This window comes from Marivirga arenosa, assembly GCF_030503895.2.
Taxonomy (GTDB): domain Bacteria; phylum Bacteroidota; class Bacteroidia; order Cytophagales; family Cyclobacteriaceae; genus Marivirga; species Marivirga arenosa.
Genome location: NZ_CP129970.2, coordinates 2,422,314 through 2,443,791, shown reverse-complemented (window position 1 = coordinate 2,443,791; position 21,478 = coordinate 2,422,314). Strand labels below are relative to the sequence as shown.

The window sequence follows — 21,478 nt, the reverse complement described above, 5'->3', positions numbered from 1 at the left end:
ACGAAAAACAATCGAAATAAATTTTCTTTATTTTAAAATATGTTTTTCGATTTACAGACGTTAAATGTACCAAGTCGAAATTTATAAAATAATAGATAAAGAAGTGAACAATTTAATCATTTTCAGTTTTTTAAGTAATTTTTATATTTTTTTTAATTAGGTGCGTCCCCTTTTCTGACTTATTTTATATATTTCGATGATTTTTGAATTTTAAATTTGTGTTGTGCTAGAGAGTTTTATAAGAAATAGTTTACTGATTTCAATCATCTTGGCTGCCTTTTTTCTAAGGCCAGAAATTGCAAAGGCCCAAGATCCGCAATTTTCACAATTTTATGCGGCACCCTTATATTTAAATCCTGCTTTTGCAGGAAATACTCAAATGAGTCGTGCTGGTATCAATTACAGAAATCAGTGGCCAAGTATTAATGCAAACTTTGTAACCTATTCAGCCTATTTCGATCATTATTTTGATAGATTAAAAAGTGGTGTAGGTTTAATTGTGACTAGAGATGAAGAAGGATTGGTGGGTTTAAGATCAACCTCCGTTGGTGCTCAATATGCCTATCAATTAAGATTATCAGAAAAATTAACTTTTAGGCCTGGTGCTCAAATTGGTGTATACAATAGAAATTTAAATTTTGCTGAACTTACATTTGGCGATCAATGGGATCCTGAAACTCAAAGTTTTCAAAACCCAACTGGGGAAGTTGCAACAGGTCAAAGTAAAACCTTTCTCGATCTATCATTCGGAGGTGTACTATATTCTGACAATTTCTGGTTCGGATACTCGGTTTTTCATCTAAATCAGCCTAATCAATCTATTTTAGGTGAAGAAAGTATACTTCCGATGAAACATTCATTCCATGCTGGGTACAAAATACCTATCAACACAGGTTACCGAAAAGGTTTTAGTAGAAATGGAGATGAAAGAAGTATAACGCCCACTGCTCAATATAAAATGCAAGGAGGTTTTCAGCAAGCTGATTTAGGTCTTTACAGTACATTAGAACCTATGGTGGTAGGACTTTGGTATAGAGGTATTCCTTTCAATACTCCAAACGGATTCTCTTCTTCGGAATCTTTAGTCCTTTTAGTAGGATATTCTTACCAAAAACTTGCAGTGGGTTACAGCTTTGATTACACTCTATCAGACTTGGGAATCAGAAGTGGCGGAGCCCATGAGATTTCAATATCTTATGTACTATCATTAAGGGATCCACGCAGACCACCTGCCGACAAACTTGTGATTCCGTGCCCTAAATTTTAAAATAATTTATGATTTTAACTTCAGATCAATTTTTTGCGATCATTTTAATGGTGGTAGTTATTGACTATGCACTTAATACTTTAGTAGACTTACTAAACTTCAAAAGAGCTAATTCAAAACTACCAGAGGATTTACAAGGTTTTTTCAATCAAGAGAAATATTCAGAAGCAGTTAAATACCAAAGAGTAAACACTAAATTCGGTTTGTGGAGCGGATTATCTAGTTTGGTAATCATGCTGATTGTATTACTGTTTGGTCTATTTGGAGAATTAGATACTTACGTAAGAGTTCATTTTAATTCTGTTATCACCCAAACATTAGGCTTCTTCGGAATTATTTTTATTGTAAACGATATATGGAATATTCCTTGGCAATGGTATTCTACATTTAAGATTGAGGAAAGATTTGGTTTTAATAAAATGACATCCACCATATTTTGGAAGGATAAAATCAAATCATACGTTTTAACAGCAATAATTGGAGGAATCCTATTGTCTATTTTAGTATTTCTGATTACCTGGATAGGCCAATCTTTTTGGTGGATTTTTTGGATTGTGATAGCAATATTTATGATTGGTGCTAATTTTTTTTACACTAGCTGGATATTGCCTCTTTTCAATAAGTTAGTGCCTTTAGAAGATGGAAGTTTACGCGAGAAGATAATGTCATATGGTAAATCTGTAGAATTCCCTATTCAAAATATTTATGTAATGGATGGCTCTAAAAGATCCGCAAAAGCTAATGCCTTTTTCTCAGGTTTTGGTAAAAGGAAGAAAATTGTACTCTTTGACACTTTATTAGAAAAGAATACCGAAGAGGAGTTAGTTGCCATTTTAGCTCATGAAGTAGGTCACTACAAAAAGAAACATACAATTTCAGGCCTGTTCAGTGGTATTCTTCAAACCGGTGCTATGCTATTTATCATGTCATTTATGATATTCAACCCTGAATTGAGTAAAGCACTGGGTGCGGCTCAGCTAAGCTTCCCTGTTAATTTTATTGCATTTGGAATTATATATACACCTATTAGCTTGATTTTATCATTGTTTTCAAACTTTATTAGTCGAAAACATGAATATCAAGCTGATGAATTTGCGACCATTACTTACAATGGTAATGCTTTGCAAAATGCTCTTAAAAAGCTCTCTGTGGACAGTTTGAGCAATTTAAAACCACATAAGTTGTATGTATTCTTTCATTACTCACATCCCCCGCTCTTAGAAAGGCTAAAAGCTATCGATAAGCTCAAATAAAGATTGTTATATTTTTAAAGAAAAAAATTATCTTTATGCCATAAGAGTACTAATACCGCTTTAAATGATTATATTTCTTAAACAAATTGACGAAATATAATATTATTTTGTAGTGTTATTAAAGCTATCAACAAGCTTATAATTAATTAAAAGCAAATTATTATGAAAAAATCACTTATTGTATTATTCTGTTTAAGCATCTCTACTATGGTTTTTGCTCAACAGGATAAAATAGATGGCTTAATCTATAGGGGTGAAAATCTTTTTAAAATAAAGAATTACGAAGGAACAGTTAAATCATTAGCTGAAGCCGTAGAACTAGGTGCAAACGAGCCCTATGTTAATTATATGTTAGGAGTATCATATTTAATGATGCCAAATGCAACCGACCAATTAAAAGCTGCACCTATTTTTTCAAAATTGGAAATGCAAGGCAGCTTTTCTGATCTACCCCAAGATGCTTACTACTATATGGGACAAGCATTCCATAAATCTTTGGAATTGGAAAAAGCGACTAAATATTACAACCAATATTTAAATAGCTTAAGTGATTCCCAAAGAAAAGAAAGAGCGGATGTAGAGTTAGAGATCGCGAAAGTTGAAAATGCTAAACGATTATTAAGCCAGAAAAAAGATATTAATATTCAAAGAATGGCTCCTCCTATCAACTCAGAATTCACTGAATATAATCCAGTGGTTTCTGCAGATCAGTCGGTAATGGCATTCACCTCATTAAGACCCAACCAAAGAACTGGAAGATCATCTGAAGATGTATATATCACTTACAAAAGCTCAGGCGACTGGGGTGAGCCTCAAAAAATTGACATCAGAACTGACGAAAACGTGGGTACTGCTGGTATCTCACCTGATGGCCAACAAATGCTAGTTTTTATTGGATCAGGAAACACTGGAAACCTTTATATCATGAGAAAAGAAGCTGATGGATGGAGTCAGCCATCAGCTATTGAAGGATTAAATTCTCGTGATTTAGAAAGTACTGGTTCAATCACACCTGATGGAAAGAAAATCTATTTTGCGAGTAACAGGCCAGGTGGTTATGGTGGAATGGATATTTGGGTAGCTGAAAGCTTAGGAAACGGAAAATGGGGAAATGTAAAAAACTTAGGTGCAGAAGTGAACAGTAAATATGACGAAGATGCTCCTTTCATTCACCCTGATATGAAGACTTTGTATTACACTTCTAATGGTATAAATTCCATGGGAGGAAGAGATATTTTTAGAACTAACCTTGTGGGTGGAAAATGGACTTCACCCCAAAATATGGGATATCCAATTAACACTCCGTTAAATGATAATTACTTTACCTTATCAGCAGATGGAAGTAAAGGATATTTCTCATCTGATAGACAGGGTGGCTATGGAGGACAGGACATCTACATTTTTGATATGCCTGAAAAATATGCCAATATCCCTCTTACCATGCTAAAAGGTAAAATTACTGCAGGTGAGGATGAACAACCCGTTCCTACTAAAATCAAACTAATTGATAATGAAAATAATACTAAAGTAGATTATGTGTACGATCCAGATCCTAATACAGGTAATTATCTAATCATATTACCCCCAGGTAAAAATTATGACTTGATAATTGAATCAGAAGGTTATCTTCCTTACACATTAAACATCAATGTACCTAACCAGACTTATTTCTATGAGCTTTATCAGAAAATTAATCTAAAGCTTATAAAGCAGTTTGATGTAGTGGTAGGACAAGAAGTTTCAGTTAACAATGCATTTTACGATACCAAGCAAGAAGGGACGTACTCTCCTAGACAGGCAAATGAGGCTATGTTAGTACAAAGTGATAGTTTGGATGTTTACGATATGATGGATGCGATAATTGCCGCTGAAGATACTGCAGCTTTTAATTATATGATGGATTTAATGTACTCAGTAAATCCAATTGAGGATGTTGATTTCAGCGCGAATGAAGATGAAATGGAAATCGCTAGTAGAACCTATTATTATGATGAAAGTGATACTACTACCTTAAAAAGTAGAGTGGTTGAAGGTGAGACTATTTACTCTCTGCCGACAATGTATGTAACGGAAGAAGCTGAGCAACAAAAGAAGGAAAAAGCACAGAAAGCTGAAATCACATACGACAAATCTTTACTTGAGCCTGTTTACAAAATCTATTTTGATGTAGGGGAAGCAAAGTTTGCAGATAAATACAATTCTCAATTACAAGAGATTTATGAGCAATTACAGAAGCATGATGCGCTGGGGATTCAAATTTCAGGATATGCTTCAGCTGAAGGAGACCCCGAATTAAATAGGAAATTATCGAATAAAAGAGCTATTGAAGTAGTAAATTTCTTCAACTACAAAGGAGTTGTTAGGAGAAGAATTATTGCAAAAGGATACGGCTCTACTAAATCAGACACTAAAAATCCAGCTGAAAACAGACGTGTAGAAGTTCAAATAATTGATCTTAATAATGTTGACAGGTAATTAATTGAATCAAAAGTTCAAAGGCTATCCAAACAGATAGCCTTTTTTTATGCTTAATATTCATAGTTTGAGGCTAAAAAATTCGTTTTTCGTTCAACACATTCTATCTTTGAAGGAATATAAGTTGATCATACTATGGCAAAAAACGACATACAAAAAGCTGTTTATACTAAACCTACCAATAAGGAAAAAAACGAGCTATTAAAAGAAAAAAATGCTGCTGCACTAAAAGGTGGTGGTGAAGATCGAATAGAAGCTCAACATAAAAAAGGCAAACTTACGGCCAGAGAAAGAATTGATCTTTTAATGGATGAAGGTTCTTTTGAGGAAATTGGCAAGTTCGTGATGCATCGTTGCAAAGACTTTGGATTGGATAAACAACATTATCCAGGTGATGGTGTAGTAACAGGCTATGGAACTGTAAATGGTAGATTAACCTATGTATTCAGCCAAGATTTTACTGTATTTGGTGGCTCACTATCTGAAACCCATGCAGAAAAAATAGTGAAAATCATGGAGATGGCTATGAAAAATGGGGCTCCAGTAATTGGCTTGAATGATTCTGGTGGAGCTAGAATCCAAGAAGGGGTCGTTTCTTTAGGGGGGTATGCTGATATCTTTTACAGAAACGTTAGAGCATCTGGGGTTGTACCACAAATATCAGCTATAATGGGGCCATGCGCTGGTGGAGCGGTATACTCTCCTGCCATGACAGATTTCATTATGATGGTTGAAAATACAAGTTATATGTTTGTGACTGGGCCAAATGTTGTAAAGACAGTAACTCAGGAAAACGTAACTTCAGAAGAGCTTGGTGGGGCAAGTACGCATAGTACTGAGAGCGGTGTAACACATTTCTCTTGTGCTAATGAATTAGAATGCATCAATAATATTAAAACATTATTGAGCTATGTTCCTCAGAATTGTGAAGATCCTGTTCCTTCGGTTCCTTATGAATTAAAAGAGGATGAAACAAGAAAAGGATTAAATGAGATAGTTCCTGACAATCCTAATCAGCCTTATGATATGAGGGAAGTGATTGAAGAAACTGTAGATGAAAATAGTTTCTTTGAAGTTCATAAAAACTATGCTGAGAATATAGTAGTTGGTTTTGCTCACTTAGCAGGAAGAAGCATTGGTATAGTTGGAAATCAACCTGCATCACTAGCTGGAGTATTGGATAATGATGCTAGTAAAAAAGCTGCCCGATTCGTTCGTTTCTGTGACAGCTTTAACATTCCTTTATTAGTATTTGAAGATGTACCAGGTTTCTTACCAGGAACAGATCAAGAATGGAATGGAATTATTTCGAATGGTGCAAAACTGCTATATGCTTTCAGTGAAGCTACTGTTCCAAGAGTAACCGTTATTACGCGTAAAGCGTATGGTGGCGCCTATGATGTAATGAATTCTAAGCATATAGGTGCGGATATGAATTACGCATGGCCAACTGCTGAAATTGCCGTAATGGGTGCTAAAGGTGCATCAGAAATCATTTTCAGAAAAGAAATTGCAGCAGCAGATGATCCTGAAGCTAAATTAGATGAAAAAGTACAAGAATATACCGAAAAGTTTGCTAATCCTTACAGAGCAGCACACAGAGGTTATGTGGATGAGGTGATATTACCATCTGACACAAGAAAGAAACTAATCAAAGCTTTCTCAATGTTGGAAAACAAAGTAGATACACTGCCTAAAAAGAAACACGGAAATATTCCATTATAATTTAAGCCTCCAAATGGAGGCTTTTTTATTGAGTTAAAAAGTTATATGTAACTTTGGTTACATTTAATCGAACTGCTTTATTTCTATATTCGTTATAGTTTGAAAATTTATATAATGGAATACATTGATATCTTCATCACTTCATTTAAAGACTACGCGAGATATGTTGGAAATGAAGTAATTAATCCACATTGGGGTAATTATTTATACTGGCTGATCGGAATATCGCTATTCTTCTATGCATTAGAATTAATCATGCCTTGGAGGAAAAACCAACCTAAAATTAGAAAAGACTTCTGGTTGGATGCTTTTTATATGTTCTTCAACTTTTTTCTATTCTCTTTAGTGGGATATTATGCAGTTTCAAATGTATTCGTTGAGTTATTTAATGATTTCTTAGCTTTGTTTGGAATCGAAAATTTGGTAGCCATTGAAATCAATACCTGGCCAGTATGGGCTCAATTACTTACCTTATTTTTAGTTCGAGATTTTATTCATTGGAACGTGCATAGATTACTGCATGCTGTGCCTGCATTATGGGAATTCCACAAGGTCCATCATTCGGTTGAACAAATGGGATTTGCAGCTCATTTAAGGTTCCATTGGATGGAAACTATAGTGTATAGAACCATTGAATATATTCCACTAGCCATGATTGGTTTCGGAATACAAGAATTTCTATTGGTTCATTTATTTGCATTGGCAATCGGACACTTTAATCATTCAAACATAAAAGTTCCATTAGGTCCTTTAAAGTATATATTCAATAATCCGCAAATGCATATATGGCATCATGCTAAGCATATACCATCAAAAACTGGAGTGAATTTCGGGATTTCATTAAGTATATGGGATTATATTTTTGGAACTCATTACATACCAAAAGAAGGAAGAGATGAGCCATTAGGTTTTGATGGTATGGATAAATTTCCTGAAAATTTAAAAGATCAATTAATCTATGGGCTTAAACCTCATAAAGAAAATTCAAAATAATTGATTAATTCCTTCGATATCTATTGCGCAATTACCTGCAATTCCGTAACATTGCAATCCGAAAAACAGAGAGTTTCAAAACTCTAGTTTTTAGGGCCTATAGCTCAGCTGGTTAGAGCACTTGACTCATAATCAAGGGGTCCCTGGTTCGAGCCCAGGTGGGCCCACTTTCAGAATTTATCTGAACACAAAAAGCCTTAAATCTTATGATTTAGGGCTTTTTTGTTTTATTTCATTCAGATAAAACCAATTCATATCAAATAAAATGTGCCCTATTTGTGCCCTTTTAAAAAATTACTAAATTGGGGCACAAATTAGTTATAAGTGGTTTAAAGGCACTTTTATAGCATTTTTACTACTCTAATTTGTGTTGTTGTCGTCATCTGTTGTGCCCCTTTTGTTGCTCAAAACTGTAATGTTTAATTCAACTATTAAGTATTATGAGCAACTCATTTTCAGTAAAATTTATACTCAAGAAGTACAAAGCAAAAAATGGTGAAGCACCAATTTATATGCGTATTTCTCAAAATGGAAAAAATTGTGACACCTCTTTAAAAAGAAAAGTTCTGATTGAAAAGTGGAATAAGCGACAAAGAGTTTCCGGAACTTCTCAGGAAGTAACAAAACTTAACCGCTACCTAGATAAAATTTACAATAAAGCCTTTCAAATATTTGAGCAATTAGTCGTTGAAGATGAATCCATTTCAGCGGAAATAATCAGGAATGCAGTATTCAATATTAATGAGCAAGAGAACCAAATAACTCTCCTTTACTTATCAAAATATCATTTTGAAAGCTCTAACAACAGATTGAAATGGGGCACACTAAAGCATTATCAGGTAACAGAAAGATATTTTGAACGCTTCCTAAAAGCAAAATTCAAGCTTTCAGATATCCCATTAAAAAAGATAGATTACAAATTCATAATCGATTTTGAAGATTTTCTACGCAATTGGGAGCCAAAAGACCATCAAAAGCCAATGAATAATAATGGTGTAATGAAGCATATGATTAGGTTTCGTAAATTATTGAAACTGGCTCAACGGCTAGATTGGATTGAAAAGAATCCATTCACCAGTTACCAAACTCACTTTGACAAAGTTGAAAGAGATTTTCTGGATGCTAATGAATTGACGGCCATAGAAGAAAAAGAATTTTCGCTAAACCGATTAGACATGGTAAGGGATATTTTCATTTTCAGTTGCTACACTGGCTTGTCTTATGTCGATTTGTACCACCTGTCTGCAGATGATATTACAGTGGGTATGGATGGCGAAAAATGGATTCATTTAAAGCGTATCAAAACGAATACTTCATTTTCAGTAATGCTATTGCCAAAAGCAGAACAGATAATCGAGAAATATAAGAATCACCCAAGAGTGTTTGATAATCAACTTTTACCAGTGTTCTCCAACCAAAAAACAAATGCTTACTTAAAGGAAATTGCCGACATCTGCGAAATCAAGAAAAAGCTAACATTCCATATAGCGCGTCATACTTTCGCTACAACTGTTACACTAACCAATGGCGTTCCTATTGAAACCGTCAGCAAGATGCTTGGACATACAAAACTGGCCACCACTCAGATTTATGCCAAAGTAGTAGAGAATAAAATTGGTACTGATATGGCAGCACTTAAGAAAAGGCTTAGCACCAACGAATTAGTAAAAAAGGCAGATTAATCTGCCTTTTTTTTTGATTTGAAGGAACAATAAATATAATATTAATTAGTTTGTTTTATTGTTGTTTAACTACTGTAGTATATTTATGAATATTGATATAGTAATAAACAATTATAAACGAACCAATATTTCAGTCAAAATAGAACCAATGCTCCCCACTTTTGAACCAAAATTATTACAAACTCAAACCTTAGTGAAAAGTGAAGTATGAATTACAGTTATTTGACTATATCGTAAATGAATATTTTAATTCAAAAAACAATAGACCGCCTCTAAAAGAAGAAGAATTTAGAATATGGGCCGAAGACCTTGAGAGAGAAGAAGAGAGGATTAAACAATCCTTTATGATGTTAGCCTTCAGTGAAATTGAAGATAAGATCATCGAGCGTCAAATACAGCTTTATCAACAAAAGCTAATCCTAATTTCCAATCATATCTCACAGCAAGTCGGTTACCTATCGATCGAATATGAGCTTCAGTTAAAAGATGGAGATTACCTTTCTCAACTGGGTTTAATACTTATTGATTGTATCACAGCATTATTGACTTTCATTGAAAAACACTTTACCAAATACTTTAGCCAGGATAGTCAAATTCCCACATCCTATTTTATCAATTCGCAGAATCAATTGAGGAATCAACTAGTAAGAGTTAAAGAATTAGGTAAGCTAAAGAAAATTGATTCCTCGCTCCTTAAGATTATCAATCATCATATCAATACATTTATTGACAATCCAAAAAATGCTTCCTACAGAAAACTCATTTATTGCAAAACCTTCCTCGAGGAAATTGAAACGATTCTTTCAAGAGATTTAAAAGGCATTCGGCTTGAGAAGCAATTTATTTCAAACTTACTCTACTTGAATTTTAATGTATTTGCAATTTACAACTATATCAGCCTCAGGATAAAGAAAAACTATCAATCTAAATCTACTTATAGAGAGCAATTATTGCTTCTGCAGCTGTTCAAAAAGCTCATCAATCAATCACAAGTGAAACCTGATTTCGAATTCAACCAGGGTGTAGAAAGTCTAAAAGCAAGCCTAATAAATTGGGTCAATGAAGAGATATTCTTTTTCAAAGAAAGGAAGCAATTGGCAATTAAATTTAACCATCACCACACATTGATCAACAGGCCAGTATCAAACACCAAGATTTATAGCAAATTATCCGTAGGTCAATTAGCTTATTTAATGAAATTATTAGCAAACTCAAACATTATTGCTCCTGAAAATACCTCGAAGTTAGTAGAGTTCATTTCTAATAATTTCTCTACTAGTAGTCAAAAAGATATCTCACTCAAAAGCTTAAGAAACAAAATCTATTCTCCTGAAAATACCACCATTGAAAATGTTCAGGAAATAATGGAAACCCTGGTAGAAAAAGCCGAAAAAGATAAATCTTTAAATTAATTTAAATTTTTTTCGACCAAAATCGCTATTTCAAGCAAATTGAAGGGGGTTGCAGGGGGTTGCACAACCCCTTTGCAACTGTTTTCGCATTCCTCCTTTTTGCAGCTTTGCCATGACAACAAAAACAACTAAAATTTATGGCAGCAGAAGTTATCACAACAGACGACTTACGCGAATTCAAACTCGAACTCGTGGACGAATTCAAAAAGCTCCTTTCGGAGCAAAAAGGAGTTTCAACCAAAAAATGGCTGAAATCAGATGAGGTTAGAAAACTCCTGGGCATTAGTCCAGGAACACTTCAAAATCTCAGGGTAAACGGCACTTTGCCTTTCACTAAAATGGGCGGGGTTTTATACTACGATTCTCAGGACATTCACAGCATTTTGGAACAAAACAAAATAAGCTGATGAATACTCAAGAAAACTCAGTAAAGGAACCGGTGAATTTCATTCACCAGTTCCTCCTAGCAATCGACAAAATTCAGGAGACAGATGACATAAATCCTACTCATGTAAGCCTGTATTTTGGACTTTTCACAATGTGGAATTTGAATCACTTCAATAATCCCATTTCAATCAACAGAAATCAAGTAATGGAAGTGTCAAAAATAGGCTCGAAACGCACCTATTTAAAGTGCATAAGAGATCTGGAAAAGATGGGATTTATTGAGTACAAACCATCGAAAAATCCGGTGCGAGGTAGCTTGGTTAACATGTGCAATTTAGGGACAAGTAGTGATCCTAGTACTGCACCACTTACCCAAAATAAGAGGTGCAAAAGTGAGCCTAGTATTGGGTCAAGTAGTAGGCCTAGTACTGAGCCTAGTAGTGGGCAAGTAGTGCACCCTTCATTAAACAATACAAACTATATAAACAATAAACAATATATATATGAAAAAAATAAAAATTCAGAAAAGGAAAAAAAAGGAAAAACTAAAAGCAGCACAAATTCAAGAGCTTCAGCTCCAGTCTCGGATACTGGCGAAAACGCATCACCAAAAGGTTCGCGTTACACACCACCATCAAAAGAAGAATTAAAAACTTTCTTTGAACAGCAAGCCGAAGAATATTCTATTCCGGTTCGCTTCGCTCCTGTGGAGGCTGAAAAATTTTTCAATTACTATTCTGCCAAAGGCTGGAAAGTAGGCTCAAAATCACCCATGAAAGATTGGAAAGCAGCAGTCCGAAACTGGCTCTTGAATTTTAAGAAATTCAACAACATCCAGGAAGAAAAAAACGCAGCTGGAAAACTCCACAATAATGAAGACAAAAGCTATGATGTTCCTCTTTGACCTCCGAAGCTTCAGCGAAGGAGGTCAGAGCCTTCAGATATTCAAAAACAGAAGTCAGCTAAATAGTCAACTATGGAATGCAATGCCACCTGCGCGCAGGACTGTTAAAATGGCGGGCCAGAGTTGGCCTTGCGGGTAGTAGCATCATTTTAACATGTCTTTTGCTTACTTTTTGACTAGAAAAAGTATGAAGCAACGGAATTCAACTAATAGCAAATCCAGAAGTTAATTGCAATGAATGATATTAAACAACCTAAAAACTACTCCTCCAAAAAATTCCAATTCGAAAAATGCATCGACTTCCTGCATAAAGCAGGACAGTCAGAATTCGGAAATCATTTCAAAGTCCACCCAGCAGACTATGAAATCATCTTCAAAATACTTGCTTACTTTTTCGAAGACGAAAAGCTCTGTGGGCAATACAAGCTTTCCCAAAGAAAAGGACTTCTTTTAACTGGTCCCGTTGGCTGTGGAAAAACAACACTCATGATGCTCTTCCGCCACTTCCTCCACACAGTCCACAAATATCCAGTTAAATCAACCAGAGAAATTTCTTACGAATTTCTCGACCATGGCTTTTCCATCATCAACAAATACTCAAAAGCCCACTTCCAACGCTACCAAGACCAAATGGTGCCTCGCACCCTTTGTCTTGATGATCTAGGCCTAGAATCCACCATCAAACATTTTGGAAATGAAACCAACACAATAGCCGAAATCCTGCTCAACCGCTACAGCCTTTTCACCACCAGAGGAATGATTACACATGCCACAACCAACTTAAATCCTGATGAATTGGAGAATCTCTATGGAAACAGAGTAAGGTCACGAATGAGAGAAATGTTTAATCTCATCTCGTTTAATTCAAAAGACAAAAGAATGTAGCATTGCACAATATACATATCTCTACTCCCTTAAAGCATCAATTTAATCCAATGACATTATTAAGAAGCCTTACTTTCTATTTTTGATTTTTCAATAATATCAAGAAGCTCTTTTTCGATTGGCATTGATTTCAATGGCGGCACATTTGCACCACCCGTATTCCCCACAGGAATCCTTCCCACAAAAGATTTCACACCCCCTACAAGTAATCTAGGTATCTGCCCAATAATTTCTTTAGTGCTTTTTATTCTTATGCCAAATTTTAACATCAACCAATGAACTTCGGAATGTTGAAAAGGATAGGGCTGGCCTAAGACATGAGCCCGTTCTAACTGTTGCCAGGCTTTTGGCAATTCTTTTTTATTTAAGTATTCCCTATATAATTCCAATTCTTTGCAGTAATAAATTTTGAGTCTTTCAGGCATTAATGTATTGAAATTCATATCAAAATATTTTTTGAACGAAAATACAGGATAATTCAATGCAGTAGAATTGCAATTATTAGAAAGTAAAAATGCTTTATATTATTTCTTCAAATTGCTCTATGAACAAGTCTAGGCATACGGCCAAAAGTATAATTAAAGTTTGAAATTTTTCAAGCTTACCCACTATTAACAATCCATTTACAACTCAACTAGCGCATTTCCCGCAAATACCCTTTACTACCAAATTCGCCTCTTCTGATATGAATTTTTGTGGTAAACTAATCTCTGGGATTTTATATTTAGGTAGGCAAATGGTCTCATTACATTCCTTGCAATGAAAATGGACATGCAAGTCTCGCTCTAATTCACATTTGCAACCATCTTCACATAATGCATATTTGGGTGCACCTGTACCGTCATCAATGCTATGGACTAGCCCATTTTCCTGAAATGTTTTAAGCGTGCGAAATAAGGTCACTCTATCAGATTTTTCCACCTCCTTTTCCAAATCAGTCAAACTAATGGCAATTTCTTGATCTAGCAAGGCTTCTAAGACCAACAGACGCATAGCCGTTGGTCTAATATTCTTTTCCTGTAAATTCTTTTCCAGTTCCCTTATTTTCATTTCTTGATCTTTAACAATCATCTAACTCACAATTTTCCTCCATGCTTTCAGTTTCAATCGTAATATGATTAACAGATTCATCCTTTAATTCATTACGAGCTTTTTTCTTGATCTCTGAAAGCTCCGATAATCTAAAATCTTCTTTCAATCTTATTTGAATACTCATAATATGATAATTTCCGTCCAAAGACCACACATGGCAATCGTGCACATCTTTAATCTCATCAATCACTTCCAATTTCTTCCGTATTTTATCAATTGATACATCAGAAGGAATTCCTTGCATTACAACGAGCAAACTCTTTTTTAGATTCTTATAGACATTGTATAGCACGAATAAGGATATTAATACAGAAAGTAATGGGTCAATAAATGGAGCATCAAAATACATCATGATAATACTACCTATAAACACAGCAACCCATCCTAATACATCCTCCAGTAGGTGCAATGAGACTACTTTTTCATTCAGGGATTCACCCTTTCTCAGTTTAAAGACAGCTGCTCCATTTACGATAATGCCCAGTATAGAAAGGTACAGCATTCCTTCTACATTGGTTTCTTCAGGATTGAAAAGACCGGGAATTGCCTTAGTTAAGATAAATATAGAGCCTGCCACTAATACTATGGAATTTATTATAGCACCTAATAGGGAAAATCGTTTATATCCAAACGAAAAGGTCTTTGTTCTGCCTTTTTTGGACAATTTTTGAAAATACCAGGATAGGCCCAAGCTCAGGCTATCTCCCAAATCATGTAAAGCATCAGATAAAATAGCCAAACTATTGGTGTATAGCCCACCAATAATTTCAATTATCGTAAATGCAAGGTTGAGAAAGAAGGCTACTTTTACATTGCCTTCAGAATGATCGTGTGAATGTTCGTGATTATTTCCCATAATTATTTTGAAAGATTTAAGATTCTTATTGCGCCTCGAATCACAAAGGCGAAAACTATTCCACCAATTACTAAATCTGGCCATTTACTCTCTAATAAATACACCAGTACACCCGCCAAAATCACACCGCCATTCACAATTATATCATTAGAGGTGAAAATGCTACTCGCTTGCATGTGAGCCTCATTACTTTTTGCTTTATTGATTAGCCAGAGTGTCACTAAATTTCCTGCTAGGGCTAGGATTGAAATTATAATCATCCAGTGAAACAAAGGTGTTCCACTTTCAGTAAAAAATCTTCTCAATACCTCCAAAAAACCTAAAAGAGCCAAGCCCATTTGAAAATAGCCACTTATTTTTGCCACTTTCTTTTTCCTAGCAACAGCAGCACCAACTGCCAATAAACTAAGCCCATAAACAATAGAGTCTGCTAGCATGTCCAAGGAATCAGCAACTAAGCCCATAGAGCTTGAAATCCAGCCTGTAGTCATCTCAATTACAAAAAAGACTAAATTTATTCCTAACACCCACCAAAGTACTTTTCTCTGCTGCCGATGATCAACAATTCCTGGCAAGTCTGCTTCTTGGGTGTTTACTAATTTTTCATTCAGTTGAAGTTCGGCTAGGGCGTTTTGAATGCCATCAATTTCAGCACTATGATATACCTGCAATTGTCGATGGGGAATATCAAATTCAAGCTGCTTAACCTCTTCTAAACTTTCTAGTTTCATTCGAATCATCTGTTCCTCAGAGGCGCAATCCATTTTATGTATTTTAAAAGTGCTCTTATTCATATTTTGTTAAATATTAACTGATACAAAACCGCATGTTCTGAAAATTTTGAAATTCAATCTAATGTCCATGAGAGGCCTTACTTTTATTCATCTCTGAAATCAAATAGTAAGCATCACTCCATGCGACTAGCTCCCCTGCTGGAAGTGGCTCCAGAAGTTTTATCTCAACCCATCCATATGCCTTCAACCCAGTTCGTATTTCCACAGCTTGAAAAGCCCATTCTGTTTCACCGTCTTTTTGAAGCTCTTCTGCAAGGAAAATATAAGGCTTTCCATCTTCTTCAATAATGGCTTCCTCTGGTAATGCTATGGCTTGCTTATTACTAGTTTCAATTCTAGCATTAATATACATACCGGGGATTAAAAAATTTTCCTTCTGCTCAATTTCTGCATGAACATGTACCGCTTTTGGGTTCTGCTCAAATTTCTTACCCACAGAATAAATTTTAGCAGTCAAATTTGCACCTGGCACTGAAGCAACCGAGAATTTCATTTGTTGGCCTACCTCCACTTTATGAACATCCTTTTCAAACACCATCAAATCCGCATGAACATGTTCTGTATTCACAATCATGAACATTTCAGTTTGAGGCTCAACATATTGGCCGATCTGAACTTTGACTTTTTCTATGTACCCATTTATAGGACTGACAACAGGTACATACTGATAAATTTCACCAGCCTGAATTCTTCTTATGTTTAAACTTAATTGTTTCAATTGAGCTTCATAACCCTTCATTTCTCCTTGTTTTGCTTGGTAATTTGCTAAGGTCTCCTGGTAATCCTTTCCTGAGCCTACTTCCTCCTCATAAAGGCGCTTTTGTCTTTGCATCTCTTTCTCAAGATACTGGAATTGACTATAAGCTTGTATATAGTTACTTTGAAGATTGCTGAGATTAGGGTGTGACAAGAAAGCCAATACTTCACCTTTTTTAACCTTATCTCCTTCAATCACTTTTATACTTGTTACATTGGCTCCTAATATGCCAGTAACGGTAGCTTCATGCTGTGGAGGAACTTCTAAATGTCCATTTGCCTCTACAATTCCAGATAGGTTGCGGCTAGGCAGGGAATCCACCTTTATCCCTAGGCTTTCAAACTTAAGATTGGAAAGATGTAAAACAGACATTCCCGCTTCTTTTTGTCCAGCCTCTTCTGCTGATTTATCCTTTGTTTTATTTTCTATTCCAGTTGATTTACTGCCACAAGCTGTAATTGCTGTTCCGAAAAAGAAGAATACCAGAATATATATAATTTGATTTTTCATTGCTTTATGTTTTATAAATCTGATGATTTTATGACTTATTTTGATGTTTTTAAATAATATTCTAATTGATAGCGACTCTCCAGGTATTTACCGAAAGCATTCCATGAATCCACTTCTATACTTATTGCGTCTTTTATATTTTGTAGAAAAGAAACATAGTTGATAGCTCCTTCTCTGTAGGCTGCAATAGCACCTTTCCGCTGTTCGGTAGCAAGTGGCAAGGCCTCTTCACGGTAATATTTCCAGGAATCGTACCATTTCAGATACTGCGCTCTAACACGATTGTATTCATTGTTCAATTTCAATTGAGTCTCTTTATAATTTTGCTTGGCAATATCCTTTTGAATTTTAGCAGACTGCGACCTACCTAGTTCAGGTGCAAAAAATAAAGGAATTTTTATACCGATCTGATAGGTATAAAACCCAGACTGGCCTGCAATTTCCTGTCTGCCATATTGCCCTTGCAACTTCGGCAGAAACTGTGACCGCCTCTCCCTTATGATGGCATCTGCCACTTCAACTTCTTGTGCCGAAATATCCAATAATGGATGACTTCTTAGAGAATCTGCCACAAAATTTAGCGGATCATCTAATTGTTCTGATGGAATATCTGCTACGGTGAATAAGCTATCATTAGCAAACCACAGATTCAGTCGTTGCAGGGCACTTAGGTAGTCTCTGTAGGCTTGCTCTCTTTCAATATGTACTTTGTTGGCTTGATTGGCTGTTGCTAAAAATTCTAACTTAGAAGTAGCTTCTGTTTCCAATCTGATTTTAGCTGCTCTCTCTATATCCCTAAAAACAGAATCAAGTTTATCGTAAACTTCAAACTTATTTTTTGCTACATAAAGCATTCCCCAGGCAGTACTTACTTCGCGCTCCAGCTCAATAATGGATAGCCCAAGTGCTTTTTCTGCTAATACCACCTGTTCCTTTTGAAGGTTTCGCTTAGAGGCGACACCAAAAACATCAATATTTTGCTGTTGAAAGCCAATGCTTGTGTACACTCCATTAGAACCATTGCCCGCTTCTTCTCTTCCTGTGAAAATCTGAGTATTCCCCAAATCCCAAGCTGTTTTCTTTAGTACTAGTTGCTTTTCAATTTCCAGTTTTGCCGATTTGATTTTAGGATAATTCTCGACCGCCTTTTTCTTAGCCTCATCTAAAGTGATTTCATTAAACGAATCTTGCTGAACACCTTGTGCATGGCCTGAGCTTGACAAACCAAATAATCCTCCACAAATGATCAGTATAATAATAACATTGACACTTGGTGATCTTAGTCCTTTTCTCCTGTCAATTCTTCCTTCAACAAAAGTGTAAAGCACTGGCAATACTACCAGCGTAAGCATCGTGGCAGTAAGCATCCCTCCAATAACTACTGTGGCCAAAGGCCGCTGTACTTCAGCTCCTGCGGAGGCAGAAAATGCCATCGGTAAAAATCCAAAAATATCGGTTGTTGCAGTAAGCATAATTGGTCTGATTCGTTCTTTGGTTCCTGTTAAAATTCGTTCTCTAATACTTGTAACACCTTCTTCTTTCAATGAATTGAACCGATTGATTAATACCAACCCATTCAAAACGGCTACCCCAAATAGTACGATAAAGCCTACCCCTGCTGAAATACTGAAGGGCATATCTCGCAGCCAAAGAGCAAAAACACCCCCAATTGCAGCTAGTGGAATAGCGATATAAATCATAATGGATTGCGAGAAGGATTTTAAGGCAAAGTATAACAGTACAAATATTAAGAAGAGTGCTATGGGTACAACAATCATCAAACGACTTTTTGCCCGCTCCAGATTTTCAAATTCACCGCCATAGCTTATATAATACCCGGGAGGTAAGTCAAGCTCGGCATCCAGCTTAGCTTGAATGTCTTTCACTACAGATTCAACATCTCTGCCTCTTGTATTGACGCCCACATAAGTTCTCCTATAAGTGTCATCGCGTGAAATCTGCATGGGTCCTGGCACATAACTAATGTCTGCTACCTCTTTAATGGGTACTTGCGTACCGTCTGGCAAATCTATATACAGGGTCTGTAAATCCTCTATACTTTGCCTGTAGGCTTCATCAAATCGAATGACTAAATCGAAACGCTTTTCTCCTTCAAAAATCACCCCCGCTACTCCTCCAGCAAAGGCTGAGCTTACATATTCATTCAGCTTTTGAATGTCCAATCCATATTGCGCAATCTTATCGCGATTATAGCGCACTGTCATTTGAGGTAAGCCTGATGTCCGTTCAGGATTAACATCTCCAGCACCCGGCACAGTCTCAATAATTTCAGCCATTTCCTGTACCTTCTTAGCAAGAATATCTAAATCATCACCATATAATTTAACGGCAATATCTTCCCGTACCCCCTCTAGTAATTCGTTGAATCGCAGCTCTACCGGCTGTGTAAAAACAAAATTCACACCCGTAAGATGCGTTTCGAGCTTTTCCTTGATTTTCGCTATCAATTCATTTTTTGTCTTAGCGGAAACCCATTGATCTTTATCTTTTTCCAATATTAAATACATATCGGCTATGTCCATTGGCATGGGGTCTGTTGGTATATCTGCCACACCAATGCGAGCAGTAACAGTTTTAATCTCAGGGAAATTTTCGAGCAATAGTTGCTCTATTTTAATCGAAACCTTTTTCGATTCGCTAAGTGAGCTGCCTGGCCTTACCAATGCCTGCATGGCAATATCTCCCTCGTCTAACTGTGGCACAAATTCACCTCCCATTTTGGAAAATGTATACCCTGCCACCCCCAGTAAAGCAATGGCAAAGATGATAACCAGCATTTTGAAACGTAAAGCCCCTTTCAGTAGCGGTAGGTAGGCATTATGAATGGCGCTTATGATCTTATCACTTACTCGCTCTAAAGCTCGTTCAAATCGACCAAACCAATTCTTCTTGTTTTGTATGGGCTTCATCAGTAAGGCCGACATCATCGGAACATAAGTCAAGCATAGTAGAATAGCCCCTATCATGGCGAAGCCAAAGGTGTAAGCCATGGGCTGAAACATTTTACCTTCTACTCCTGTGAGAAATAAAATAGGAGCAAAAACAATCAATATAATGATTTGACCAAAAAATGCGGAACCCATCATAGTGCTACCTGCATCATAAGCCAAATCATCCATCACGCCCTGATTAAATTTTACTTTACCAGACCTAATCCGCTTTTGTACTTCATAAACAGTTCCTTCAATAATGATGACAGCTCCATCAATGATAATCCCAAAATCAATAGCTCCTAAACTCATAAGATTAGCCCAAACACCAAATTGCTTCATTAGTATAAAAGCAAATAGAAGCGAAAGCGGAATAGTAGTAGCGGTGATAATACCACCTCGTAAACTACCTAAAAGCAATACCAAGGCAAAAATCACAATTAAAGCTCCCTCAATCAAATTGGTTTTAACCGTATCAGTGGTTCTTGAAATCAAATCACTTCTGTCGATAATCGTATTGATGCTTAAACCTTCAGGAAGCGATTTTTCCACTTCTGCCATACGGTCTTTCACATCCTGTATGACCTTATTTGGGTTAGCTCCTTTGAGCATCATGATAATGCCACCAACTGCTTCTTTTCCATCCTGGGTAAAAGCTCCATAGCGCACTTGATTTCCGAAATGCACTTTTTCTGCTATATCCGCAATAGTGATAGGAATACCGTTTTCTGTCTTCACCGATATCTTACGGATATCATCTAATGATCTAATTAAACCTTCCCCTCGTATGAAGTTAGACATGTGGTTTTTCTCTATGTAGGCGCCTCCCGTATTAACATTATTTCTAGCCAGTGCCTCATAAACTTGAGAAATACTTACGTTCATGGCTTTAAGCTTTTCAGGATTAATGGCTACTTCATATTGCTTGATATACCCACCAAAAGAGTTAATATCAACTACTCCCTTCAGTAAGGTCAATTGCCGTTTTACGATCCAATCTTGTATACTTCGAAGCTCCATTGGGGAATATACCGAGTCATAGCCCTCCTCAGGCTGAATAGTATATTCGTAAATTTGACCCAAGCCTGTTGTTATCGGCCCCATACTTGGGCTTCCAAATTTATCAGGGATGGTTTCCTGTAAGTCGTTAAGCTTTTCTTGTACTAATTGCCTCGGCAAATAAGTACCCATATCATCCTCAAATACGATGGTTACAACCGAGAGGCCAAACCGTGAAACTGACCTAATTTCATTGACTCCCGGCAAGTTACCCATAGCCAATTCCACAGGGTAAGTCACAAACTGTTCTATATCCTCCGTGGCTAGATTAGGCGAAACGGTCATCACTTGCACCTGATTATTGGTAATATCGGGTACAGAACCCAAATTGACCGTGTACATGGAGTATGTTCCAACTCCTATGAGTGCCATAGTGAGCAGACCCACAATAAATTTATTCTTTATAGAAAAAGAAATGATTTTATTAATCATAAGACTTTTAATTAGTTATTTAAAAAGAGGAAAATGGACACAAT

16 protein-coding genes and 1 tRNA gene are annotated in these 21,478 nt (G+C 36.1%); 11 read left to right on the top strand and 6 right to left on the bottom strand.

The annotated features are described in order from the left end of the window. Positions 1 to 223 precede the first annotated feature (223 nt). From QYS48_RS10680 to QYS48_RS10630, 11 genes are all read left to right on the top strand, one after another. Positions 224 to 1,267 (top strand): type IX secretion system membrane protein PorP/SprF, encoded by a 1,044-nt coding sequence (locus QYS48_RS10680; RefSeq protein ID WP_308355894.1) that lies wholly within the window; start codon positions 224 to 226, stop codon positions 1,265 to 1,267. A gap of 8 nt (positions 1,268 to 1,275) precedes the next feature. Beyond that, positions 1,276 to 2,520: a M48 family metallopeptidase gene (locus tag QYS48_RS10675; protein ID WP_308355893.1), complete on the top strand. Its 1,245-nt coding sequence runs from the start codon at positions 1,276 to 1,278 to the stop codon at positions 2,518 to 2,520. A gap of 162 nt (positions 2,521 to 2,682) precedes the next feature. After that, positions 2,683 to 4,995 (top strand): OmpA family protein, encoded by a 2,313-nt coding sequence (locus QYS48_RS10670; RefSeq protein ID WP_308355892.1) that lies wholly within the window; start codon positions 2,683 to 2,685, stop codon positions 4,993 to 4,995. A gap of 135 nt (positions 4,996 to 5,130) precedes the next feature. Continuing rightward, positions 5,131 to 6,720 (top strand): acyl-CoA carboxylase subunit beta, encoded by a 1,590-nt coding sequence (locus QYS48_RS10665; RefSeq protein WP_308355891.1) that lies wholly within the window; start codon positions 5,131 to 5,133, stop codon positions 6,718 to 6,720. Between the two features lie 114 nt (positions 6,721 to 6,834). Then, positions 6,835 to 7,713 (top strand): sterol desaturase family protein, encoded by an 879-nt coding sequence (locus QYS48_RS10660; protein WP_308355890.1) that lies wholly within the window; start codon positions 6,835 to 6,837, stop codon positions 7,711 to 7,713. A gap of 93 nt (positions 7,714 to 7,806) precedes the next feature. Next, a tRNA-Ile gene (locus QYS48_RS10655) sits at positions 7,807 to 7,880 on the top strand. 273 nt (positions 7,881 to 8,153) lie between these two features. Continuing rightward, on the top strand, positions 8,154 to 9,395 hold the full coding sequence (locus tag QYS48_RS10650; protein ID WP_308355889.1) for a site-specific integrase: 1,242 nt from the start codon (positions 8,154 to 8,156) through the stop codon (positions 9,393 to 9,395). 200 nt (positions 9,396 to 9,595) lie between these two features. Continuing rightward, entirely contained in the window at positions 9,596 to 10,807 is a 1,212-nt protein-coding gene (locus QYS48_RS10645) for a hypothetical protein (protein WP_085517218.1), read from the top strand. A gap of 137 nt (positions 10,808 to 10,944) precedes the next feature. Then, complete coding sequence (locus tag QYS48_RS10640; RefSeq protein WP_085517220.1) at positions 10,945 to 11,214, top strand: helix-turn-helix domain-containing protein; 270 nt, start codon at positions 10,945 to 10,947, stop codon at positions 11,212 to 11,214. Next, a complete protein-coding gene (locus QYS48_RS10635; RefSeq protein ID WP_308355888.1) occupies positions 11,214 to 12,098 on the top strand; it encodes a hypothetical protein in 885 nt (294 codons plus the stop codon). Before QYS48_RS10640 ends, QYS48_RS10635 begins: the two co-directional genes overlap by 1 nt. Before the next feature lie 234 nt (positions 12,099 to 12,332). Continuing rightward, positions 12,333 to 12,983 carry an AAA family ATPase gene (locus QYS48_RS10630; protein ID WP_308355887.1) on the top strand — a complete coding sequence of 217 codons (651 nt, stop codon included), beginning with the start codon at positions 12,333 to 12,335 and terminating at the stop codon, positions 12,981 to 12,983. Positions 12,984 to 13,042: 59 nt separating this feature from the next. Here QYS48_RS10630 and QYS48_RS10625 read toward each other — a convergent pair whose 3' ends face one another. The 6 genes from QYS48_RS10625 to QYS48_RS10600 form a co-directional block, all read right to left on the bottom strand. Beyond that, positions 13,043 to 13,426, bottom strand: a complete 384-nt coding sequence (locus QYS48_RS10625) for a DUF3703 domain-containing protein (protein ID WP_085517224.1) — start codon at positions 13,424 to 13,426, stop codon at positions 13,043 to 13,045. Between the two features lie 187 nt (positions 13,427 to 13,613). After that, positions 13,614 to 14,054, bottom strand: coding sequence for a Fur family transcriptional regulator (locus QYS48_RS10620; RefSeq protein ID WP_013453354.1), 441 nt, complete (start codon positions 14,052 to 14,054; stop codon positions 13,614 to 13,616). Further along, positions 14,044 to 14,931, bottom strand: coding sequence for a cation diffusion facilitator family transporter (locus QYS48_RS10615; protein WP_302101857.1), 888 nt, complete (start codon positions 14,929 to 14,931; stop codon positions 14,044 to 14,046). Before QYS48_RS10615 ends, QYS48_RS10620 begins: the two co-directional genes overlap by 11 nt. Before the next feature lie 2 nt (positions 14,932 to 14,933). Beyond that, entirely contained in the window at positions 14,934 to 15,725 is a 792-nt protein-coding gene (locus QYS48_RS10610) for a cation transporter (RefSeq protein WP_085517228.1), read from the bottom strand. Positions 15,726 to 15,783: 58 nt separating this feature from the next. After that, positions 15,784 to 16,992, bottom strand: coding sequence for an efflux RND transporter periplasmic adaptor subunit (locus tag QYS48_RS10605; RefSeq protein ID WP_308355886.1), 1,209 nt, complete (start codon positions 16,990 to 16,992; stop codon positions 15,784 to 15,786). A 35-nt stretch (positions 16,993 to 17,027) separates the two neighbouring features. Next, on the bottom strand, positions 17,028 to 21,434 hold the full coding sequence (locus QYS48_RS10600; protein ID WP_308355885.1) for a CusA/CzcA family heavy metal efflux RND transporter: 4,407 nt from the start codon (positions 21,432 to 21,434) through the stop codon (positions 17,028 to 17,030). Between the last annotated feature and the right edge of the window lie 44 nt (positions 21,435 to 21,478).

Bases quoted from the DNA above. Each gene is read 5' to 3' on its own strand.
- QYS48_RS10675 (WP_308355893.1), top strand. From the start codon at position 1,276: ATGATTTTAACTTCAGATCAATTTTTTGCGATCATTTTAATGGTGGTA.
- QYS48_RS10670 (WP_308355892.1), top strand. From the start codon at position 2,683: ATGAAAAAATCACTTATTGTATTATTCTGTTTAAGCATCTCTACTATG.
- QYS48_RS10665 (WP_308355891.1), top strand. From the start codon at position 5,131: ATGGCAAAAAACGACATACAAAAAGCTGTTTATACTAAACCTACCAAT.
- QYS48_RS10660 (WP_308355890.1), top strand. From the start codon at position 6,835: ATGGAATACATTGATATCTTCATCACTTCATTTAAAGACTACGCGAGA.
- QYS48_RS10650 (WP_308355889.1), top strand. From the start codon at position 8,154: ATGAGCAACTCATTTTCAGTAAAATTTATACTCAAGAAGTACAAAGCA.
- QYS48_RS10640 (WP_085517220.1), top strand. From the start codon at position 10,945: ATGGCAGCAGAAGTTATCACAACAGACGACTTACGCGAATTCAAACTC.
- QYS48_RS10635 (WP_308355888.1), top strand. From the start codon at position 11,214: ATGAATACTCAAGAAAACTCAGTAAAGGAACCGGTGAATTTCATTCAC.
- QYS48_RS10630 (WP_308355887.1), top strand. From the start codon at position 12,333: ATGAATGATATTAAACAACCTAAAAACTACTCCTCCAAAAAATTCCAA.
- QYS48_RS10625 (WP_085517224.1), bottom strand. From the start codon at position 13,426: ATGAATTTCAATACATTAATGCCTGAAAGACTCAAAATTTATTACTGC.
- QYS48_RS10620 (WP_013453354.1), bottom strand. From the start codon at position 14,054: ATGATTGTTAAAGATCAAGAAATGAAAATAAGGGAACTGGAAAAGAAT.
- QYS48_RS10615 (WP_302101857.1), bottom strand. From the start codon at position 14,931: ATGGGAAATAATCACGAACATTCACACGATCATTCTGAAGGCAATGTA.
- QYS48_RS10610 (WP_085517228.1), bottom strand. From the start codon at position 15,725: ATGAATAAGAGCACTTTTAAAATACATAAAATGGATTGCGCCTCTGAG.
- QYS48_RS10605 (WP_308355886.1), bottom strand. From the start codon at position 16,992: ATGAAAAATCAAATTATATATATTCTGGTATTCTTCTTTTTCGGAACA.
- QYS48_RS10600 (WP_308355885.1), bottom strand. From the start codon at position 21,434: ATGATTAATAAAATCATTTCTTTTTCTATAAAGAATAAATTTATTGTG.